The sequence below is a fragment of the Agrobacterium sp. Azo12 genome, assembly GCF_029193765.2.
GTDB lineage: Bacteria > Pseudomonadota > Alphaproteobacteria > Rhizobiales > Rhizobiaceae > Agrobacterium.
The window spans coordinates 25469-45314 of record NZ_JARFYO020000001.1; the positions used below are offsets into that span (position 1 = coordinate 25469).

13 protein-coding genes are annotated in these 19846 nt (G+C 54.1%); 11 read left to right on the forward strand and 2 right to left on the reverse strand.

The window, feature by feature from the left end:
- The first annotated feature begins 7 nt into the window (after positions 1–7).
- On the forward strand, positions 8–2422 hold the full coding sequence (locus PYL13_RS00115) for a glycosyl hydrolase 2 galactose-binding domain-containing protein (RefSeq protein WP_303298575.1): 2415 nt from the start codon (positions 8–10) through the stop codon (positions 2420–2422).
- On the opposite strand, the gene PYL13_RS00120 is transcribed toward PYL13_RS00115, so the two are convergent.
- Entirely contained in the window at positions 2419–4062 is a 1644-nt protein-coding gene (locus tag PYL13_RS00120; protein ID WP_275643694.1) for an alpha/beta fold hydrolase, read from the reverse strand. The genes PYL13_RS00115 and PYL13_RS00120 overlap by 4 nt on opposite strands.
- Before the next feature lie 505 nt (positions 4063–4567).
- Here PYL13_RS00120 and PYL13_RS00125 point away from each other — a divergent pair.
- The 6 genes from PYL13_RS00125 (at position 4568) to PYL13_RS00150 (ending at position 12733) form a co-directional block, all read left to right on the forward strand.
- Positions 4568–7294, forward strand: a complete 2727-nt coding sequence (locus PYL13_RS00125) for an ABC transporter ATP-binding protein (protein ID WP_275643693.1) — start codon at positions 4568–4570, stop codon at positions 7292–7294.
- Positions 7295–7340: 46 nt separating this feature from the next.
- Positions 7341–7796, forward strand: a complete 456-nt coding sequence (locus PYL13_RS00130; protein WP_192490361.1) for a cyclic nucleotide-binding domain-containing protein — start codon at positions 7341–7343, stop codon at positions 7794–7796.
- 237 nt (positions 7797–8033) lie between these two features.
- Positions 8034–8897 carry an MBL fold metallo-hydrolase gene (locus tag PYL13_RS00135; protein ID WP_368077670.1) on the forward strand — a complete coding sequence of 288 codons (864 nt, stop codon included), beginning with the start codon at positions 8034–8036 and terminating at the stop codon, positions 8895–8897.
- A gap of 269 nt (positions 8898–9166) precedes the next feature.
- The gene (locus PYL13_RS00140) at positions 9167–10882 is read left to right on the forward strand and encodes an adenylate/guanylate cyclase domain-containing protein (RefSeq protein ID WP_275643692.1); all 1716 of its coding nucleotides are present in this window, start codon (positions 9167–9169) and stop codon (positions 10880–10882) included.
- Between the two features lie 14 nt (positions 10883–10896).
- Positions 10897–12012, forward strand: coding sequence for a glycosyltransferase family 4 protein (locus PYL13_RS00145; RefSeq protein ID WP_275643691.1), 1116 nt, complete (start codon positions 10897–10899; stop codon positions 12010–12012).
- The gene (locus PYL13_RS00150) at positions 11990–12733 is read left to right on the forward strand and encodes a polysaccharide deacetylase family protein (RefSeq protein WP_275643690.1); all 744 of its coding nucleotides are present in this window, start codon (positions 11990–11992) and stop codon (positions 12731–12733) included. Before PYL13_RS00145 ends, PYL13_RS00150 begins: the two co-directional genes overlap by 23 nt.
- Here the strand turns inward: PYL13_RS00150 and PYL13_RS00155 are convergent.
- Positions 12725–13687 (reverse strand): glycosyltransferase family 32 protein, encoded by a 963-nt coding sequence (locus PYL13_RS00155; protein WP_275643689.1) that lies wholly within the window; start codon positions 13685–13687, stop codon positions 12725–12727. The two genes, PYL13_RS00150 and PYL13_RS00155, sit on opposite strands and share 9 nt — an antisense overlap.
- Positions 13688–13849: 162 nt before the next feature.
- Here PYL13_RS00155 and PYL13_RS00160 point away from each other — a divergent pair, with 162 nt between their 5' ends.
- Genes PYL13_RS00160 through PYL13_RS00175 form a run of 4 tightly spaced genes read left to right on the forward strand, consistent with a single transcriptional unit; the run spans position 13850 to position 19809 of the window.
- Positions 13850–15739, forward strand: coding sequence for an ABC transporter ATP-binding protein (locus PYL13_RS00160; protein WP_250984318.1), 1890 nt, complete (start codon positions 13850–13852; stop codon positions 15737–15739).
- Positions 15736–17637: an ABC transporter substrate-binding protein gene (locus PYL13_RS00165; protein WP_275643688.1), complete on the forward strand. Its 1902-nt coding sequence runs from the start codon at positions 15736–15738 to the stop codon at positions 17635–17637. The genes PYL13_RS00160 and PYL13_RS00165 overlap by 4 nt, the downstream gene beginning before the upstream one ends.
- A 1-nt stretch (position 17638) precedes the next feature.
- Entirely contained in the window at positions 17639–18637 is a 999-nt protein-coding gene (locus PYL13_RS00170; protein WP_192490368.1) for an ABC transporter permease, read from the forward strand.
- Positions 18634–19809, forward strand: coding sequence for an ABC transporter permease (locus PYL13_RS00175; RefSeq protein ID WP_192490369.1), 1176 nt, complete (start codon positions 18634–18636; stop codon positions 19807–19809). The genes PYL13_RS00170 and PYL13_RS00175 overlap by 4 nt, the downstream gene beginning before the upstream one ends.
- Positions 19810–19846 lie beyond the last annotated feature (37 nt).

Here is a 19846-nt window from a genome sequence, read left to right on the forward strand (position 1 = left end):
TGGATGGATGCTGACGAACACGCCTGCCAACGTTTTCGAGAAACCATCGGACATTCCCGCAGAGACACAGCGGATCACGGCATGTGTTCCCGGCACCGTTGCCGAAGCGCTGGAAAATGCCGGCATGTTCGACCGAAACAACCCGCATCCACTTGATACGCACGATGCGTGGTACAGGCTTGCCCTGAAAACTGATGCGCCGGCTGATGTCATGCTGCACTTTGCTGGCCTTGCCACCGTGGCAGAGGTGTTTCTGAACAACACGCTGATCTTGTCATCCGAAAGCATGTTTGAAAGTCATGATGTTCCGGTCCATTTGAGCGGTAACGACAATTTGGCGATATGTTTTCGCGCCCTCGCGCCACGTCTTGCCCGTAAGGGACCACGGGCGCGTTGGCGTCCGCAAATGATGAACACGCAAGGGTTACGGCTAATCAGAACCACGGCGCTCGGCTATATGCCCGGCTGGTGTCCGGAGATATACGCCGTAGGTCCTTGGCGACCAATCAGCTATTCGCGCCCCGCCAAGCAGGCAATCAAAGATCTGGTGCTCAGATCCGACCTTTCAGACAAAGGTGATGGCCTTCTCTCAATCGCCTTCAAACTGCAAAACCGCACCGATACGATTTCAGTTCATTGTGCCGATCATTCCATGGAGCTGCAGCAGAACGATAACGGGGGAATCGCTGGCCAGTTGACCATTCCCGGCGTTGCGCAATGGTGGCCACACACGCATGGCACACCGCAACTGCATGACGTTACCCTGAAGATCGGTGGCGAAACGTACCCGTTAGGTCAGACGGGGTTTCGGCGCATTGAGGTCGATCGTGGTTCTGACGGCAATGACTTTGCCGTCAAGATAAATGGTGAGCGCATCTTCTGCCGTGGCGCCGTATGGACCAATGCCGATATTGTCCGGCTTCCCGGAGCGCGCGCTGATTACGACCTATGGCTTAAACTGGCCGCAGATGCCGGCATGAACATGATCCGCATCGGCGGAACCATGACCTATGAAACGCCTGAGTTCTTCAAACTCTGCGACGAATTGGGCCTCATGGTCTGGCAGGATCTGATGTTTGCGAATTTTGATTATCCGGCAAAGGATGAAACATTTTGCGAGCACGTCAAAACTGAAGTGTCGCAATTTCTTGCGGGAACGGCCTTGTCTCCCTCGCTGACCATCCTGTGCGGCGGCAGTGAAATGCACCAGCAAGGCGCCATGCTTGGCCTGCCGGAAACAATCTGGAATGGCCCACTAACACAGGAAATCCTGCCGGAACTGGCAACCCGCCAACGTCCTGATGTGCCATTCGTTGCCAATTCACCCAGCGGCGGTGCATTACCGTTTTATCCGAATTCTGGAATAGCCCATTATTACGGTGTCGGCGCGTACTGCCGCCCTTTGGACGATGCCCGTCGCGCCAATATGCGTTTTGCAGCCGAATGCCTGGCATTTTCCAATGTGCCGCAACAACAGACTCTCGACCGGCATCTACCGGTGCCAGCGGTGATTGACCCCACATGGAAAAAGCAGATCCCCCGCGACCGCAGCGCATCCTGGGATTTTGAAGATATCCGTGAGCATTACCTGACAGAGCTTTATGACGTCGTTCCAAACCGATTGCGCCGTGAAGATCCAAGCCGTTATCTCGACTACTCCCGCGCCGTCACCGCTGAAGTGATGGAGGTGACATTTGCCGAGTGGCGCCGGGCCGGTTCATCCTGCAACGGTGCCTTGGTCTGGACATTGCAAGACCTCGTTCCAGGTGCAGGCTGGGGCGTGATTGACGCAACCGGCGAACCAAAACCGGCATGGTATGGTCTGAAAAGGGCATTCCGCCCGGTACAGCTGCTGCTGAGCGATGAAGGTACCAATGGGCTGGACGTACACGTCATCAACGAGACGTCCGCTGCGCAGGATTTCATTGTTGAACTGACCTGCCTGAGAGATGGCAGCCAGCCAGTCGTAAGCGCACGGCGAGAGTTACATCTTGCGGCAAGACAGACGAAAACCATCGCAGCGAGCGATCTCTTTGGGGCATTTTTTGATACGACCTATGCCTATCGCTTCGGTCCACCGTCCCATGATGTCACTGTAGCACGGCTCAAAAATGCTGCTGACGAGGAGGTCATGTCAGAAGCGTTTCATTTCCCGCTGGGCCGGTCACGGGCGATGCACGCGCCCGATATTGAGGTCCATCTGCTGAGAAACGACAAGGGAAACTGGTGTCTGAAACTGACAACCAATCGGCTTGCACAGTCCGTTCATGTTCAGGTTGATAATTTCCGCGCCTCGGACGACTGGTTCCATCTCGCACCGGGTGCCGCCAAGACGATTGAACTGGTCGCCAGAGGCGGTGACGAAATGCTGCCATCGGGTGAAATCACCACACTGTCCTCAAAACAGACGCTGCGGTTTTAATCCACCGCCAGCGCGAGTTCCCTGACCTTGTCGAGATAAATCTTGCGCGCATGTTCCGGCGAAAGATTATGATCTGCATTTGGCATGATTGCGAAGGACACATTGGGGTAGGCCTTTAGCCCCCGCCCGCTCACATCAAAGTAATAATTGAAGTGATCAAGTCCGGCATCATTTTCGCTGTAGAGAAGCGCCACCTTGGTTTTCTGGGCCTTCAAAGTATCAAACGCCGCATAGACCGAACGACCAAACTCATTATGTGAGCGGAACAGCCGTGCCGTCCTGACGCCAATCTGTTTGCCGACCGCCTTGCCAATGTTAATGGCAGCACTCGGCAAATCCACTTCACCCTTCAGGATTCGCGTAAAGGTGCCCCGGTTCAACATGCGTTCGCGATATTCGCCAAACGACCGAGGTTTATGATCAAGGCTATCCTCGACAGAACGCCCTTTCTCCCAACGGAAACAATCCGCATTCACCACGATGGCCCCCCTGATGCGGTCATCGGCCAGTGCACTGCTAAAGGCCACAAACGCACCACTGCACCGCCCAGCCGCAATCACCGGTCTCTTGCCGCGCCTCTGCATGAAATCGACCGCTTCGATCACGTCGATATTTTGCGCTTCTTCATAGAGAACCTGTTGCGGAACACCCGGCAGCGGTGGACTGTCGGCAATATTCGCGCCGTCAAATCGCAAGGAGGTTATGCCTTCTTTCGCCAGATCGCGGGCCATGCGCGCAGTCAGCCGTCCCCAGCCGGAATGGCGGTCATAGGCTGAGTTGAGGAAGACGACATTGGCGCCTCGCGGCTGGCCAAGCGGTTGACACACCACACCAAACAGACGGCCCCTCTCACCAAATTGAACCGGCGTCTCGGTAAATCCGGCACCATCAAGCACCGCGTTTTGTGGCTGATCTGCATGGTGAGCTCGATCAGCGCAAGGTTCTGACCGCTCCTTCACCCAGGAGACAATATTCTCGACGAGACCATCGGGAATGATGGACTGGGTTGGAGAAGACACCAGCGCATCATATCCGGCAAACACAATGGCGTCGGCTTTGGCATCCAAAGCCTTGAAATGTTTAAGAAGGTCATCCTCGGCAATACGCTCGGGCCGCGTCACAAAAAGACAATCGGAGGACGGGATGGTTTCAAGCTTGAGCAGATTGATCTTTTTGATCGCATCCGCAACGCCAGCCGGCATCAGAAGACCAGCAATGGAACCGGGATCTTTCAACCGCTGATCTGCAGGCAAACCAAGCCCGTCATCGATCATTGAAGACCACATGGCTGTTTCACGCAGATAATTGCGACCGGAAACAACCGGCGCCATCATGACCAACGCATCGATTTTACCCGCTTTGGTCAAGGCTTCGCAGGCCACGATGCAACCAAGGCCCTGCGCGATCACCACCAGTTTCTGGCAGCCGGATAAAGCTCGAAGGGTTTGGGCAGCATCCACGACACTTTGGATCCAGACCTCAGCAGCCGCATCGCTGCCGTCGACATCAAGGGAATCACCCGTGCCTGGATAATCAAAACGCAGACTTGCGATGCCGACGTCCGACAGGTGCTCCGCCATGATACGCTGCAGTTTGCGCGTGCACAGTTCTTCCATCCCCCAAGGACTGAGGAAAAGCACAGCCGTATCCGTGAGATTGTTTTCGTCGGGAGAATGAAAAATGCCTGCGCACTGCGAAAAAACCACCGGCCTCGCGGCATAGGAAACAAGCAGCCTGCTTTTCGCTTGAATATCAATATTCTGAGGAAGATCAGTCTTGATCTGTGAGGTGCCTACCATATCCAAACCGTACCGCTCTGATTTCCACATACCTTGCCGCAAATAGCTTAAATATTAGCACATTGCATAGTGTGTTTTTTCAACGCATAAAACCCTGACGCGAATCTTATAGTAATACGCACGCAAATCATCACACCGGTCGCTTACATAAATTTGAACCGCGTCACGCTTGCAGTTAATCAGCATCGCAGTTAGTTCACCGAGAATAATATCTTGCTCTGGCAATCTCACCGGTCAGAACCTATTTCCTCAACCAATAAAGCTCACATGTTTGCGAGGATGGCTTTGACGCCACCCAAGGCATAAATTATAGTTACCTTCACTCCGACAGGGCATTTAAGCATACATGGAAAAAAGCCTCGCCCGCTATATCTGGACGCACACCAGGCGGCAGCAACTCTGGATTTTGTTCATCGTCGCCCTGTCGATGATTCCATACTTCCTGTCTTTTGATCTGCCAAAGCAGATCGTCAACGGTCCGATTCAGGGCGGCGGGTTTGAAGGCGTAAACGCCACCCAGCTGTTCATGCATCTGGAAGTCGATCTTCCATTCTGGGGTACCGTGACGCTTTTTCCCGGCGTCGAACTCAACCGAATGATGACCCTTATGGGATTGAGTTTTACCTTCCTCGTCCTCGTCATCATCAACGGCCTGTTCAAATATTACATCAACACCTTTAAGGGCCGGCTTGGCGAGCGTCTGCTTCGCCGCATTCGTTTCGACTTGATCGACCGTATCCTGCGCTTTCCACCTTCTCACTTCAAGCGAGTGAAGGGGTCGGAAATATCCAGTATGGTGAAAGACGAAGTGGAGCCGCTGGGTGGTTTTACCGGCGACGCCTTCGTGCAGCCCGCCCTTCTTGGCGGGCAGGCATTTTCGGCGCTGTTCTTCATCCTTGTACAGAACCTGTGGCTCGGGCTGATTGCTGCTTTTATGGCCGCGATACAGGTCGGCATCATTCCAAAGATGCGTCGTCGCCTGATCGATTTGGGTCGTCAGCGCCAGTTGAGCGCCCGTCTTCTGGCCGGCCGCATCGGTGAAATCGTTGATGGTATTGGCACAATCCATGCCTACGACACATCGAATTATGAACGCGCCGACGCTGCCCATCGGCTTGGTGAGATTTTCAGGATTCGTTATGACCTCTACCAATGGAAGTTTCTGGTCAAGTTCATCAACAACTTCCTGGCCCAGCTGACACCGTTCTTTTTCTACGCGATCGGTGGTTATCTGACCCTCAAGGGTAGCCTTGACGTCGGTCAGCTGGTTGCCGTCATCAACGCCTATAAGGAACTGCCGGGACCGCTCAAGGAGCTGATCGACTGGGATCAGGCACGCCAGGATGTGCAGGTCAAATACGAGCAGGTCATCGAACAATTCGATTCGTCGAACATGATCCCGCCGGAAATCCAGACCGTTTCACTCGCGGCGGCCGGCACGCTGACAGCTGCCATCACCATCGACAAGCTGGTGCTTGATGACGACAGCGGTGCGCGCATTCTCGAGCCCACCTCTCTTAGTATCGAGCGCGGCGAAAAAATCGCCATTGTCGGCGGGGCGGCGGCTGAAGCACTTGCCGAAGCAATTGGACGCACCATTCGTCCCGCCAGCGGCAAGATCTGTATCGCTTCGGACGACATACTCGAAATACCCGAATCAACGACTGGGCGGCGCATTTCCTATGTCTCTTCCGACACCTATTTCTTCCACGGCAGCCTGAAGGACAACCTGCTTTACGGTCTCAAACATGCGCCGCTGAAGTCGAAGTCCTATGTTGGCAAGGAAGCGGACACGCGCAAATGGGAAATTCTGGAAGCCAAGCTTGCCGGTAACACCGACATGGATCTGCGCGGAGACTGGATCGATTACGAATCCACACCTAGCGGCAGTGATAAGCCGGGCAGCCTGGCGCATGACATGTTCACGGTTCTCGAGAAAGTTCAGCTTTCGTCCGATATTCTCGAGTTTGCGCTTCGCTCATCCATCGACCCGCTGTCTGACCTGCATCTTGCTGCCCGTATTGTTGAAATGCGTCAGGCCTTGCGTGGCGAATTGCAGCGGGAAAATCTCAGCAACATCATCGTGCCGTTTGAGCTGGAAAGCTACAACACGGAAGCAACGGTTGGTGAAAACCTGCTGTTCGGCACTATGCGTGATACCACCCTGACAGGCCGCACGATTGTCGAGAGTGAGTATTTCCGCAACTTGATGATCGAAACCGGCCTGTCACGCACGCTGTTCGACATGGGCTACACGATTGCTGAAAACCTGATCGAAATCTTCGGCGATCTGCCGGCAGACCACCCGTTCTTCCAGCAGGTGACCTTCCTGACGGCGGAAGAAATTCCGGCTTATCAGCAGATACTGCAGCGTCTGCAAAACGTTGGGGAAGACAAATACAACGGCGCAACTGACGCTGAAAAACGCGCCATGCTGCGTTTGAGCTTTTTCTACATCGAACCACGCCATCGTTTCGGTTTGCTGACACCTGATCTGATGAAGCAGATCGTTGAGGTACGTCACCAGTTCCATGATGGCCTGCCGGACGACTTGCGCAGTCTCATTGAACTTTATGACCCGGATCGCTATCTAAGCTCTACAAGCCTGCTGGATAACATTCTATTTGGCAAGATAAGCCACCGCCATACAGATGCATCGCGACGTATTCGCAGCATCGTCGCGAATGTGCTGCATGATCAAGGTCTTTATGAACGTGTTCTGGCAGTTGGTTTGAACTTTAATGTCGGTGCGGGCGGAAAACGTCTGTCGCCACTGCAAAGACAGAAACTCAATCTGGCACGCGCGCTGATACGACGTTCCGATTATTATATCTTCAATCGCCCGCTGCCAGGTCTCGACCACCGCCTGCAAGAAGCAATCGTTGAGAGCGTCATAACCTTCCTGCACCGCGAAGATGACAAGCCAGCGATTATATGGGTTTTGTCGAATGTTTCACTAACGCGTATGTTTGACCGCGTGGTTGTCTTCAATCAAGGCGCTCTGGCGGCAGATGGAACATACGAGACTCTTAACGAAGAAAACGCTATATTCCAAAAGATGGTAGCGACTTAAGCGCATGACAGCCGAAAGCTGACAAAGAACCGGATAGGACAAGGCAATGCTTTTCAAAGATGAAATACAGATGCTGCGGCGTGTTCCGTTTTTTTCGGAAATGGAGCCATCCAAGCTGAAGCTTCTCGCTTTTTCATCCGACCGTGTGAGCTATATGGCTGGCGAAGATCTGTTTCGTCAGGGCGATATGGGTGATGCCGCTTACGTACTTCTGACCGGCAAGGTTGATGTTCTCGTGGATTCGCCGTCCGGCCAGATCAAGCTGACCGAAATGAGCGGCAATGCCATCGTCGGTGAAATTGCCATTCTGTGTGACGGTGTCAGAACAGCAACGGTTCGCGCATCAACCTCGGTTGAAGCTCTTCGCATCGGCAAGGAACAATTCTTCAAGCTGATGTCAGACTTCCCGGATGTAACCATCAAGGTCATGCGCGTTCTCGCAGAACGTCTTACCAGCACCACAACGGAGCTGGGCAAGGCAAGAGCACGACTCGAACATTAAGTTTATTGCGTGACACGCACCCTATCCTGACCGGATATTTTCGTTCACATGCGCTTTGAGGCAGAAATTAACCGCAACAATTAAAGAGGAAGAATATTTTCTGTTGTAATAAAACTGAAATGCTGACTGAATTAAAGAGACAGCATTTCAACCGCAGGGCATCATCAGGATGGAGCTTGCGGCACGGCACCATGAAACACAGAGTATCATGGGAACCGTGGTGAGTAGAGGTGGATCATGGTAGCGAGTTCCGGCGAAACAAGTCGGGAAAAGAGTGCAGACTTATTCCGCGTGAAAATATGGGGTGCACGAGGCACCTTGCCCGTATCAGGCGAAAATTTCTCCAAATATGGCGGCAATACCATCTGCATCGAAGTTCGCTGCGGAGAGCACGTTCTCATTTTTGATGCCGGATCGGGCATCATGCCAGCCGGCATGTCGCTGAAGGCTGAGGGCGTCTCCGACATAAATTTGTTTTTCACCCACTGTCACTACGACCATATTGTCGGCTTCCCCTATTTCAAGCCGTTCTTCAATCAGGCCAATAAGGTTGCCATCTGGTCGGGCCATATGGCCGGCATCAAGACCACGCGCCAGATGCTCAACGAATTCATGAGCCCACCGTGGTTTCCGGCACCGCTCGACATATGCTGCGCCAAGATCGACCCACAGGATTTCAAGGCTGGCGACACGCTTGATGTTCGACCGGGTCTGGTCATCAAGACCGGCATGCTCAACCATCCCGGTAACGCCATCGGCTATCGTATCGAATGGGCAGGCCGGACAATGGCCATCATCACCGACACCGAACACACGCCAGGCATCAATGATCCCAATGTTCTGGAACTGATCAAGGATGTTGATCTGTTCCTCTACGACTGTTCTTTCACAGATGATGAAATGCAACAGTTCAAGGGCTATGGGCACTCGTCCTGGCAGCAGGCCATTCGTCTGGCAAAACTTGCCAATGCTTCCCGTGTCGGTTTCATCCATCACTCTCCGTGGCGCAGTGACGAAGATCTCGACAAGATCGATGCGCAAGCTAGACTGGAATTTAATGGCGCATTTGCTGCCCTTGATGGCCAGACCATTGAACTCTAAGTATTTTTAATGCCAATCATGTGATGGGCCGTGATGTAGATTTGGCAGGTATGAAACGTGCCTGCTGTTTTTTCGCCACCATAACCTCACTATGCTGTTCACTGCGGTTCATATTCGAGGCGCACAGCAATGCTGTTTGCTATTCAACACCATCAGTCATACTGTCTTTAGGAAGTCGGCATCTTTGGGCAACAAACGGCAACCGAAACACCAGGAATATTCTGTTCCCGTCATGACCCAAACGACCGTTTATCATCGGGCAACAGCAGATGAACTCCGATAATCTTCCTGCATCGCTACAACTGCAAAAACTGCGTCTGCTCAGCGGACTGATTATGTTCTCGTTTTTGAGCATGCATTTGCTCAATCACGCGCTTGGCCTGATCTCCATTGAAGCGGCCGAGCACGGAAAACGCTGGTTCTCTGCTGTCTGGATGAACCCAGTCAGTCTCAGCGTCTTTTATGGCGCAGTTCTGACCCATGTTCTGCTCGTGCTGCATGCGCTTTATAAACGCAGAACCCTGAACATGCCGATGCGTGAGGCCCTGCAGCTGATATTCGGGCTTCTCATTCCACTATTGATTATCGAGCATGCCGCAAGTCTCAGATTTTCAAGCATGCTCTATAGCATTCCCATTACCTATGAGAATGTCATCCGCCGTCTGTGGATCAATGCGCCTGTGGCGGGCGTACGGCAAAGCGTGGCTGTTGTTGTCATCTGGAGCCATGGCTGTATCGGCCTGTTTTTCTGGCTGCGATACCGCTCCTGGTATCCGCGTGTCGCACCCTATTTCCTGACAATCGCCGTTCTGGTACCGGTTATCGCACTGCTCGGCTTCAGCAGTGCCGGACGTGAGCTTGAAAGCGCCCAGAGCTACAGGGTCTTGCCCAACCCCATCATTGCTGCTCCTAATGAATTGCACCGTCCAGACCCTCGGCAGGCAAGCATTGATGACAACATCAACAACATCGTCAAATCCATCCAGCTGACATTCGTCGGCATGGTCGGCACAGTGTTCCTGTTGCGTGGCGCACGCACTTTGCGGCAGAACTCGACGTCGATCGATATTCATTACGAGCATGGCGCAACGGTTCGCGCTCCAAAGGACATGACACTGCTGGAGGCGAGCCGACTGAATGGCATTTCTCATTATTCGGTTTGCGGTGGACGGGGTCGCTGTTCCACCTGCCGAGTGAGAATTCTCGAAAGTGACGCCCCCCTCCCGCCACCCGGTGATATTGAGAGAGCCACTCTCCAACGTATCCATGCAGATCAGGATATTCGACTTGGCTGTCAGTTGCGACCACAGTCCAACCTTCGTGTTGCGCTGCTTCTTTCGCAAAACCACCAGCAGGTCGCCCCAGCCGAAAGTGAGCCAATCCGTCCAGGTCGCGAAGAGGAAATTGCTGTCCTGTTCTGTGATCTGCGGAACTTTACGACGTTGACGGAAGCCCGCCTTCCCTATGACATCGTGTTCCTGCTCAACCGCTATTTTGCGATTGTTGGCCAGGCCATCGAGCAATCCGGTGGCAGGCTGGACAAATTTATCGGCGATGGCGCAATGGCGCTGTTCGGCCTCGATGGTAATTCGGCAAACGCCTGCCGGGATGCCATGCGGGCAGCAGCGACGATCGTGCAGGACATAGAGCGTCTGAATGAGGAACTGGAGAAAGAATTCTCGGTACATCTTCGTATTGCCATTGGCGTTCATACCGGCCCATCCATCGTCGGCGTAATGGGTTATGGCCAGGCGAAATCGCTGACGGCGATCGGCGACACAGTCAATGTCGCGAGCCGTCTGGAAAGTGTGGCAAAGGAATTGAATGCCACAATCGTTGTCTCGGAACCGGCTATCGTCCAGTCAGGCGTGCCGATTGGCACTCTACAAAAACATGACATCACAGTGCGCGGACGGTCGTCCCAAATGCGCGTTTATGTTATCTCGGAGCAGGAAAGTGCTCGTTTCCTGCCAACTCCGGCGTAAATCCAGTCTCCATTATGAAAATTGCTTTCTACGCTCCGCTCAAATCGCCCAATCATCCCGTTCCCTCCGGCGACCGGCTGATGGCGCAATTGCTGATGCAAGCCATGTCGATGGCTGGCCATGATGTATCTGTCGTCTCAAATTTGCGCAGCTTTCTGCGAAAAGCCGACGACCCCGAATACGAGACTTTGCTGCAAAGTGCGCAGGAGGAAATTGGCCGGATCAGGGGACAATGGCAGACAAGTGGCAAGCCGGACGTCTGGTTCTGCTACCATCCCTATTACAAGGCGCCGGACCTGCTTGGTCCTTTGCTGTGTGATGAATTCGGCATTGCCTACATCACATCGGAAGCGTCCTATTCAAACCGGCGCAATATCAGCCACTGGGCTGAAAACCAGCGCCGTCTGCTGGATGGCATCAAGCGTGCGGCGGTCAATCTTTGCTTTACGAAACGCGATCATGACGGCCTGCTGATGGCCGCGCCTGATGCCCGGTTGGCAATGCTGCCACCATTTATTGATCCCGCCATTTTTCTTGCACAAAAACCGGCACCTAACCCTTTCCGGCTGGTAACGGTGGCGATGATGCGCGCTGGCGACAAGCTGGAAAGCTATGCTGCGCTGGCAAGCGCCCTGGCACAACTACCGCCTAACCTGCCTTGGACACTGGATATCATTGGAGATGGTCCGGAGCGTAAAAACGTCGAGCTCTTGTTTGATGGGTTTGAACCGTCACGTCTCAATTGGCATGGCGAAAAAAAGCCCGAAGACATCGCAGTCATGTTGGCCAATGCGGCCATCTATGTTTGGCCAGGTCACGGAGAAGCCTATGGCCTGGCCTATCTGGAGGCGCAGGCGGCGGGGCTTCCTGTTGTAGCAGAACACACAGCCGGTGTCCCGGAGGTGGTCCAGCATGGCAAGACTGGCCTTTTGACGCCGGCAAATGATGTGAATGCCTATGCTGCGGCAATAGAACATCTGCTGCGTCATGACGACGACAGGCAAACGCTGGCAAGTAATGCACGTTTATTCGCAACGACGGAACGTTCGCTTGATCGTGCAAGCCAAAACCTCAACACCATTCTCACGAACGATATTGGAACCACCGATGACAGCCATCTCCCTTCGTGAAACACTGGATGAATTCGCAAGTCAGGGAAAATCGGTTGATCTGTGGTTACGGGATGACGACGCGGTTGAACCAACAGCTGCGCTGGAAAATCTGGTTCGTCTGACGCAGCAGCATGCCATTCCCCTGACGCTGGCGGTGATTCCCGAACATACCGGCGCGAAACTGGCAACCTATCTGCGCGATTACCGACATATTGATGTGGCAGTTCATGGCTGGTCACACCGCAATTACGCGGCAGAAACTGAAAAAAAACGCGAACTCGGTCTGCACAGGCCGAAAGAAATCGTCCTCTCCGAACTGAGCCACGGCTTTGAAAAACTGCACGACCTCTATCCAAGCCAGTTCATTTCCATGCTGGTGCCACCGTGGAACCGGATCGATGACGGTATCGTCGATGGATTGCCGGATATCGGCTATCAGACACTGTCGGTGTTTGGGCGAAAAAAACCGGCAAGTCTGCCGCTTCTGAACACCCATATCGATCTGATGGATTGGCACGGCACCGGCGGCGGACGACCACACGACGCGCTGTTTGAGGAAATCGCCACGCGGCTGCGATCAGAACCGCAAAGTGGCAGTATCACCGGTATTCTGACCCATCACCTTGTGCATGATAACGTTGCCTGGGCGTTTCTGGAAAAGCTGTTTGAGCTTACCGCCAATCATCCGGCCATCAGCTGGCGCGCTTCACGACAGCTGATGGCGACACTGTCACCATGATTTCCAGGCGATAAGCAGACCGGACGAGTTTTCATCCAATGCAGCGCGCACTGCCAGCACGTCATCAAGTGGTGCCTTGTCCGGCAACGAACCGGCGACGAAATCCGCCCCGGCAAGGCAGATCGATGCCGCGCGGGCAACAACGGTAAATAGCAACGGACCCGTTGCCCACCAGGCTGGTGCCCGTGGCATATCGTGTAACGCCGCCGGAATGGCCGTCAGCATACGGGTGAACACCGGATGCTGTGGCGGTGCGGCGATAAATGAGTTGGCCAGAAGCACACTTCCTCGTCCCGTATCGCGTGGCACCTCTTCGGCAAAAGCGGTCAGGCCCTGCAGCGGCAACAGGTCATGAAAGCTGATATCATCGCGCGCCGGGTACCAGTCACAATCAAGATAGATCCCGCCAAAGCGCTCAAGGATGACATAACGAGCCACGTCAACCGCACCGGGATAATCTCCGCGTTTCAACATGTCGGCAAAGACCGGATTATCCGTAATGCCCTCACGGCCAATGTCGGCTTCGCGCCACAACCTGAATTCGTAGCCATGATCTTCAGCATGTTTACGCCACGCCTCGATGCTAACCGGAAGCTCTTTTGGTCCAATCCAGATCTGGTGAATGATCTTCGGGACCGGCTTTCGGTTTGCCTCTACAAGCGCGCGATGTCCACTAACATCAAAGATACCATAGGCAGCCAGTACCTCAGGTGGTGGAACGAGAGTGTATTGGTAGCCAATGCGTTTAAGTGTGTCTTTTTCCACTTTGGCCTGCCGAAGCAAGGCCGCATGCAGCCTGCGCGGCAGACCAAACACGGTTTTGGGACCCATCAGGCCGTTATCTGGTTCTTTTTGCAAGTCTCGCAGCAGAGACCTCGCCTCATCAAGGCGATTTTCCTTCTGAAATTTTCTGACATCGGCGAGCAGAGCGTCATAATAGGTCTTGTCCGCCATGTTTCCTTCGGTCCCGTTCAAATGCGGATGTAACGTCATTCCGCTTTTGCCCATACGCAAGCATAGACAGACCAATGGCCCTGCGATAACGTGACTGTAACATCCTGATTACCCATTCGTATTACAGGTAAACAAAAGGATCGAGACAGGGAACCCATTGGCATGAAAACAGGCGTCGATTTGCTGCGCGTTGAAAATGTGCGCGTCTCGTTTTCTTTGATGGGTGGAACCATAGATGCCGTTCGCGATGTCAGCCTGCGTATTCTGCCAGGCAAGGTCACCGCACTGGTCGGAGAATCCGGTTCCGGAAAGTCCGTTCTCGGCCAGACCATCATGGGTTTGCACCCAAGAACAGCACACACCAGCGGCCGTATCCTGTTTAATGACACTGAGAAATCCGCAGGCCCGGTCGATCTGTTATCGCTTCCCCAAGATGGGCGAGAAATGCGCTCCATACGCGGCAACCGTATCGGCCTGGTCTTTCAGGAGCCGATGACATCCTTCTCGCCCCTGCACACAATCAGCAATCAGATAGATGAGGCCTTGAGAATTCACACGACGCTCTCGCCAAAAGAGCGTTACGAAACATTGCTCGATACACTTGATCTGGTGGGTTTCTCTAACCCGGCCAAAGTCTGCAACATGTACCCGTTCGAGCTATCGGGTGGAATGCGGCAAAGAGCGATGATTGCGATGGCACTGATCTGCCGCCCGGCCCTGTTGATTGCCGATGAGCCCACGACGGCTCTCGACGTGACGATCCAGGCACAAATCCTCAAACTGCTGCGTGACCTGCAGGAACGTCTCAACATGAGCATGTTGCTCATCACCCATGATCTCGGCGTCGTTGCCAATATCGCCGACGAAGTTGCCGTGATTTATCAGGGTGAGATCATGGAGGCCGGCCCGGTCAACGAGATTTTCCGCTCACCGTCCCATCCTTACCTCAAGGGACTGATGGCGGCCGTTCCGCATTTCGATATGAAGCCGGGAGAACGGCTGAAGGCGTTGCGTGAAGTTACTATCGACAAACACAGCCTGATCGGGCGCAGCACCACAAAGCAACACAAGAAGGATGGCGTCCTGCTTTCGGTTGATAACATCGAAAAGTCTTTCACCATCCGCAAAGCCGGCTGGTTTGAAAAAGCCGCTGCCACCAAGACCCTCGCCGTCGACAATGTCAGTTTCGATATTCGTCGTGGAGAGTGCCTCGGTCTGGTTGGGGAAAGCGGAAGTGGCAAAACCACCGTCAGCAAGATTTTGATGCGTGCCGTAAAGCCCGATGCCGGCAGCGTCACCTTCCATGATGATACCGGCGATATCGATGTGCTGAATGCCGCCGGCGATGACCTCAAGACATTGCGTACCAAAATCCAGATGGTGTTTCAGGATCCGGTGTCCTCGCTGTCACCACGCATGACTGTCGGCAATATCTTGAGTGAACCGCTGGAAATCCACAATCGCGGCAATGCCAGCACTCGGAAAGAAGCTGTGCGTGCGCTGCTGAAAGCCATCGGACTTGGTGACAGCGCCCTTAATCGTTACCCGCACAGTTTTTCCGGTGGCCAAAGACAGAGAATTGGCATCGCCCGCGCTCTGGCACTGGGGCCAGAACTGCTGATCTGCGACGAGCCTGTTTCAGCGCTTGACGTTTCCGTACAAGCGCAGATCCTCAATCTATTGAAGGATTTGCAGCGGGATCTGGGGCTGACATATCTGTTTATTTCCCACAATCTGGCCGTGGTCGACTACATGGCTGACCGCGTTGCCGTAATGTGCGACGGCCGCATTGTCGAGATCGCGCCGCGTGAAATCCTGATGCAGAACCCGGTTCACCCTTACACCAAGGCACTTTTGACAGCAGTCCCCTTCCCTGATCTGGATCGTCCGCTGGACTATGCCAAACTTGGAAAATCGGGCTTTACCAACCGTGCCAGCTGGGGCCGCCAGTTCCAGTCGGAAGGCAGCCACGGTCTCGCGCCCGCTGACCTGGGCAATGGACATGTCGTGCTTGCCAACCGCAATGTCGACGTAACGGAGTTGCGCTCATGATAACCCGGCGCACCACCTTGATGCTGCTTGCTTCGGCTCTTGTCCCGGCGACCGCCCGTGCCGCGCTGGTGGAACCGGAAAGCCTCAAGCAGAAAGTACAGGCCGGAGAACTGCCTGACATTGCCAATCGTCTGCCAAAAAATCCCCGCGTCCTCGACTTAAAATCACTTGGTCGCGTGCCCGGAAAACACGGCGGTTCAGTGCGCATGTTGATTGGTGGGCAGCGCGATACACGCCTTATGCCGATCAATGCCTATGCCCGTCTGGTTGGTTACGACGAAAAGTTCAGTTTCCAGCCTGATATTCTCGAAAGCTACGACATATCCGAAGGCCGCATTTTTACGCTGCATCTGCGCGAAGGCCATAAATGGTCCGATGGCAGTGACTTCACGACAGAGGATTTCCGCTATTTCTGGGAAGACGTGGCGCTGAACAAGGAAATCCATAAGGGCGGCCCGCCCATCGACCTAAAGGTGCATGACCAGCCACCAACCGTCGAAATTATCGACAAACTGACCGTTCGTTATACCTGGCAGGGGGTAAATCCGGACTTTCTTGCCAAGCTGGCGGCACCATCACCGGCCCGCCTGTATCTGCCTTCCGCCTACATGAAGCAGTTCCACAGCAAGTACCAGACACCTGAAAAACTTGCGGCCCTTATCAAGAAAAACAAGGTTGATGACTGGAGCGGCCTCCACATCAAGATGTCGCGCCAGAACCGGCCGGAAAACCCTGATCTGCCGACGCTGGATGCTTGGCGTCCGCTGACTGCACCGCCAGCCGAACAGTTCGTTTTTGAGCGCAATCCCTATTATCATCGCATCGATGAAAACGGCCTGCAGCTGCCCTACCTCGACCGTTTTGTCCTCAACGTTTCCTCGTCGGAAATCATCGCAGCCAAAACCGCATCCGGTGACAGTGACCTGCAGCTGCTCGGCCTGGACTTCTCCGACTACACATTCCTGAAGGATGCGGAAAACCGTTACCCTCTCAAGGTCAATCTGTGGAAGCGTACCCAAGGATCGCGAATTGCACTGTTGCCAAACCTGACCTGCGGTGACAGCCAATGGCGCACACTGTTTCAGGATGTTCGGGTGCGGCGCGCATTGTCGATTGCCATCAATCGCCACGAAATCAATATGGCCTGTTTTTATGGTCTGGGCACGGAAAGCTCTGATACAGTGCTGCCGGAAAGCCCGCTTTACAAGCCGGAATTTGCGCAAGCCTGGGCGCAGTTTGATCCAGAGGCGGCAAATGCGCTGCTCGACGAAGCCGGTCTTCAGGCCAGAAATTCATCCGGCATACGCCTGCTGCCCGATGGCCGTCCTGCCCATATCGTTGTCGAATCCTCAGGTGAAAGCACGCTCGAAACCGACGTGATGGAACTGGTGACCGATCACTGGAAAGACGTCGGCATCTCACTTTCTGTTCGCGTTACACAGCGCGACGTATTCCGCAGCCGCGCAATGGGTGGCGAAGTGACGATGGCTGTGTGGATGGGCATGGACAATGGCATTCCGACAGCGGAAATGCTGCCATCAGGTCTTGCTCCCACCGACACAGATCAATTGCAATGGCCACTATGGGGCGTGCACTACCTGTCTGGCGGCCGCGAGGGCAAAGCGCCGGATCTACCCGAGGTCAACCAGTTACTGCAACTTCTCAAGCAGTGGAGAACCAGCACTACGCTCGAAGACCGCACCGCAATCTGGCAGCAGATGTTGTCACTTTATTCGCAGCAGGTCTTTTCGATCGGCACCGTGAATGGCGCGCTGCAACCGCTCGTGCATTCATCACGGTTGAACAACATTCCGTCGAAGGGATTGTTCGGTTACGACCCGACATCCTACCTTGGTGTCTATATGCCCGATACATTCTGGTACGGGGAAGGGGCATAATATGCTGCGCTATATTCTCGGCCGCATCCTATTCATGATCCCGACGCTGATCCTGATTTCCATGCTGGTTTTCACGATCATCGAGCTTCCACCCGGCGATTATTTCGAAAGTTATGTCGCAGAAGTCCGCGCCATGGGCGAGACCGCCGACATGGCGGAAATCGAAGACCTTCGCATCCGCTACGGTTTTGACCAGCCCGCCCCGATCCGCTATCTGCGCTGGGTATCGGGCATGTTGGTTGGTGATTTCGGTTATTCGTTCGAATACCAGTTGCCGGTCAGTGACGTGGTTGGTGACCGTCTTTGGTTGACGGTTCTCGTCTCATTCGTGACCATTATCGTCACTTGGATTCTCGCATTCCCTATCGGCATCTACTCGGCAACCCACAAATACAGCTGGGGTGACTACGGCCTGACATTCCTCGGTCTGCTCGGCATTGCCATTCCCAACTTCATGCTCGCGTTGATTCTGATGTATTTCGCCAATATTTGGTTCGGCACATCGATCGGCCATCTAATGGACCGCGAATATCTCGGTCAGGCGATGAGCTGGGCCAAGTTCAAATCCATTCTTGAACATCTGTGGATCCCGGTTCTAATCATTGGCACCGCCGGAACGGCTGGCATGATCCGCAGACTGCGCGCCAACCTGTTGGATGAGTTGCAGAAACAATATGTCGTCACCGCCCGCGCCAAGGGCCTGCACCCGTTTCGCGTTCTCACCAAATATCCGCTGCGCATGGCCCTCAACTTCTTCATTTCCGACATCGGCTCCATCCTGCCATCGATCATATCAGGCGCGGAAATCACCGCCGTCGTGCTGTCTCTGGAAACCACCGGACCGATGCTCATCAAAGCGCTGCAAAGTCAGGACATGTATCTGGCCGGGTCATTCCTGATGTTCCTGGCATTCCTGACGGTCATCGGTGTTCTGGTGTCGGATATTGCACTCGCCATCCTTGATCCGCGTATTCGCCTGGGCGGAGGGAGCCATAAATGAGCGCGCCTATTCCCGGTCCCGGTGAACCGTTGCAGCATTATGTATCAACCGCGCCATTCGATCCCTATCTGGTCGAACCGAACACCAGCGGCATGGCTGGGATTGCACGGGCCTCACAGCTAAAGCTGATGTGGTGGCAGTTCAAACAGCACAAGCTGGCGCTGTTTTCCGGCATCTTTCTGATACTGGCCTATTTCGCCATCATCATTGCGGAGTTTCTGGCACCCTATAATCTGCACACCAGAAATGTTGAGCAGATTTACGCGCCACCACAAAGCGTGCATCTGTTCCATGACGGCAAATTTATTGGTCCCTTCGTCTACGGACGGACCATGTCGCTGGAAATGGAAGATCTAAAACGCGTCTATACTGACAACCCCAACGACATTCAGCAGCTACGGTTCTTCTGCCGTGGCGACAGCTATCGGTTCTGGGGGCTTTTCGAGTCCAATACGCATCTGGTCTGCCCTGCCAAAGACGGCGAGTTCTTTTTCTTGGGAACAGATCGGCTGGGGCGTGACGTGCTGTCGCGCATCATCTACGGCGCACGCATCTCGCTCACAATCGGCCTGTTTGGCGTGACCATGAGCTTCATTCTCGGAATTGTGATTGGCGGTCTTGCCGGTTATCGCGGTGGCGTATTCGACCTGATCGTTCAGCGGATCATCGAGGTTCTGCAGTCCATTCCAAGCATTCCGCTGTGGTTGGCGCTTGCCGCAATCATGCCGGTCACCTGGAGCCCAATCCTTGTTTATCTCGGCATCACCGTCATTCTCGGCATGCTGGACTGGACGGGACTTGCACGAGCGGTGCGCTCCAAACTGCTGGCATTGCGCGAAGAAGACTATGTTCTTGCTGCGCAATTGATGGGTGCAAGCACCCGCCGCATTATTGGCCTGCACCTTATTCCCGGCTTCATGTCGCATCTTATCGCTTCTGCAACACTGACTATCCCCGGCATGATCCTTGGCGAAACTGCCCTCAGCTTCCTCGGCCTTGGTTTGCGCCCTCCGATCACAAGTTGGGGAATTCTGCTCACTGAGGCGCGCAGTGTCAGCGTTATTGCGTTATATCCTTGGCTATTGCTACCAACGCTACCGGTTGTCCTTGTGATACTGGCTTTCAATTTTCTGGGTGACGGTCTACGAGATGCTGCAGATCCTTTCAAATAAGCAAAAACCGGTAGTCCGGCACCTCGCCATCATCTGT

What these genes read in the sequence shown, in the direction of transcription:
- PYL13_RS00115 (WP_303298575.1), top strand. Translation starts at nt 8, where the DNA reads ATGCTGACGAACACGCCTGCCAACGTTTTCGAGAAACCATCGGACATT.
- PYL13_RS00125 (WP_275643693.1), top strand. Translation starts at nt 4,568, where the DNA reads ATGGAAAAAAGCCTCGCCCGCTATATCTGGACGCACACCAGGCGGCAG.
- PYL13_RS00130 (WP_192490361.1), top strand. Translation starts at nt 7,341, where the DNA reads ATGCTTTTCAAAGATGAAATACAGATGCTGCGGCGTGTTCCGTTTTTT.
- PYL13_RS00135 (WP_368077670.1), top strand. Translation starts at nt 8,034, where the DNA reads ATGGTAGCGAGTTCCGGCGAAACAAGTCGGGAAAAGAGTGCAGACTTA.
- PYL13_RS00140 (WP_275643692.1), top strand. Translation starts at nt 9,167, where the DNA reads ATGAACTCCGATAATCTTCCTGCATCGCTACAACTGCAAAAACTGCGT.
- PYL13_RS00145 (WP_275643691.1), top strand. Translation starts at nt 10,897, where the DNA reads ATGAAAATTGCTTTCTACGCTCCGCTCAAATCGCCCAATCATCCCGTT.
- PYL13_RS00150 (WP_275643690.1), top strand. Translation starts at nt 11,990, where the DNA reads ATGACAGCCATCTCCCTTCGTGAAACACTGGATGAATTCGCAAGTCAG.
- PYL13_RS00155 (WP_275643689.1), bottom strand. Translation starts at nt 13,687, where the DNA reads ATGGCGGACAAGACCTATTATGACGCTCTGCTCGCCGATGTCAGAAAA.
- PYL13_RS00160 (WP_250984318.1), top strand. Translation starts at nt 13,850, where the DNA reads ATGAAAACAGGCGTCGATTTGCTGCGCGTTGAAAATGTGCGCGTCTCG.
- PYL13_RS00165 (WP_275643688.1), top strand. Translation starts at nt 15,736, where the DNA reads ATGATAACCCGGCGCACCACCTTGATGCTGCTTGCTTCGGCTCTTGTC.
- PYL13_RS00170 (WP_192490368.1), top strand. Translation starts at nt 17,639, where the DNA reads ATGCTGCGCTATATTCTCGGCCGCATCCTATTCATGATCCCGACGCTG.
- PYL13_RS00175 (WP_192490369.1), top strand. Translation starts at nt 18,634, where the DNA reads ATGAGCGCGCCTATTCCCGGTCCCGGTGAACCGTTGCAGCATTATGTA.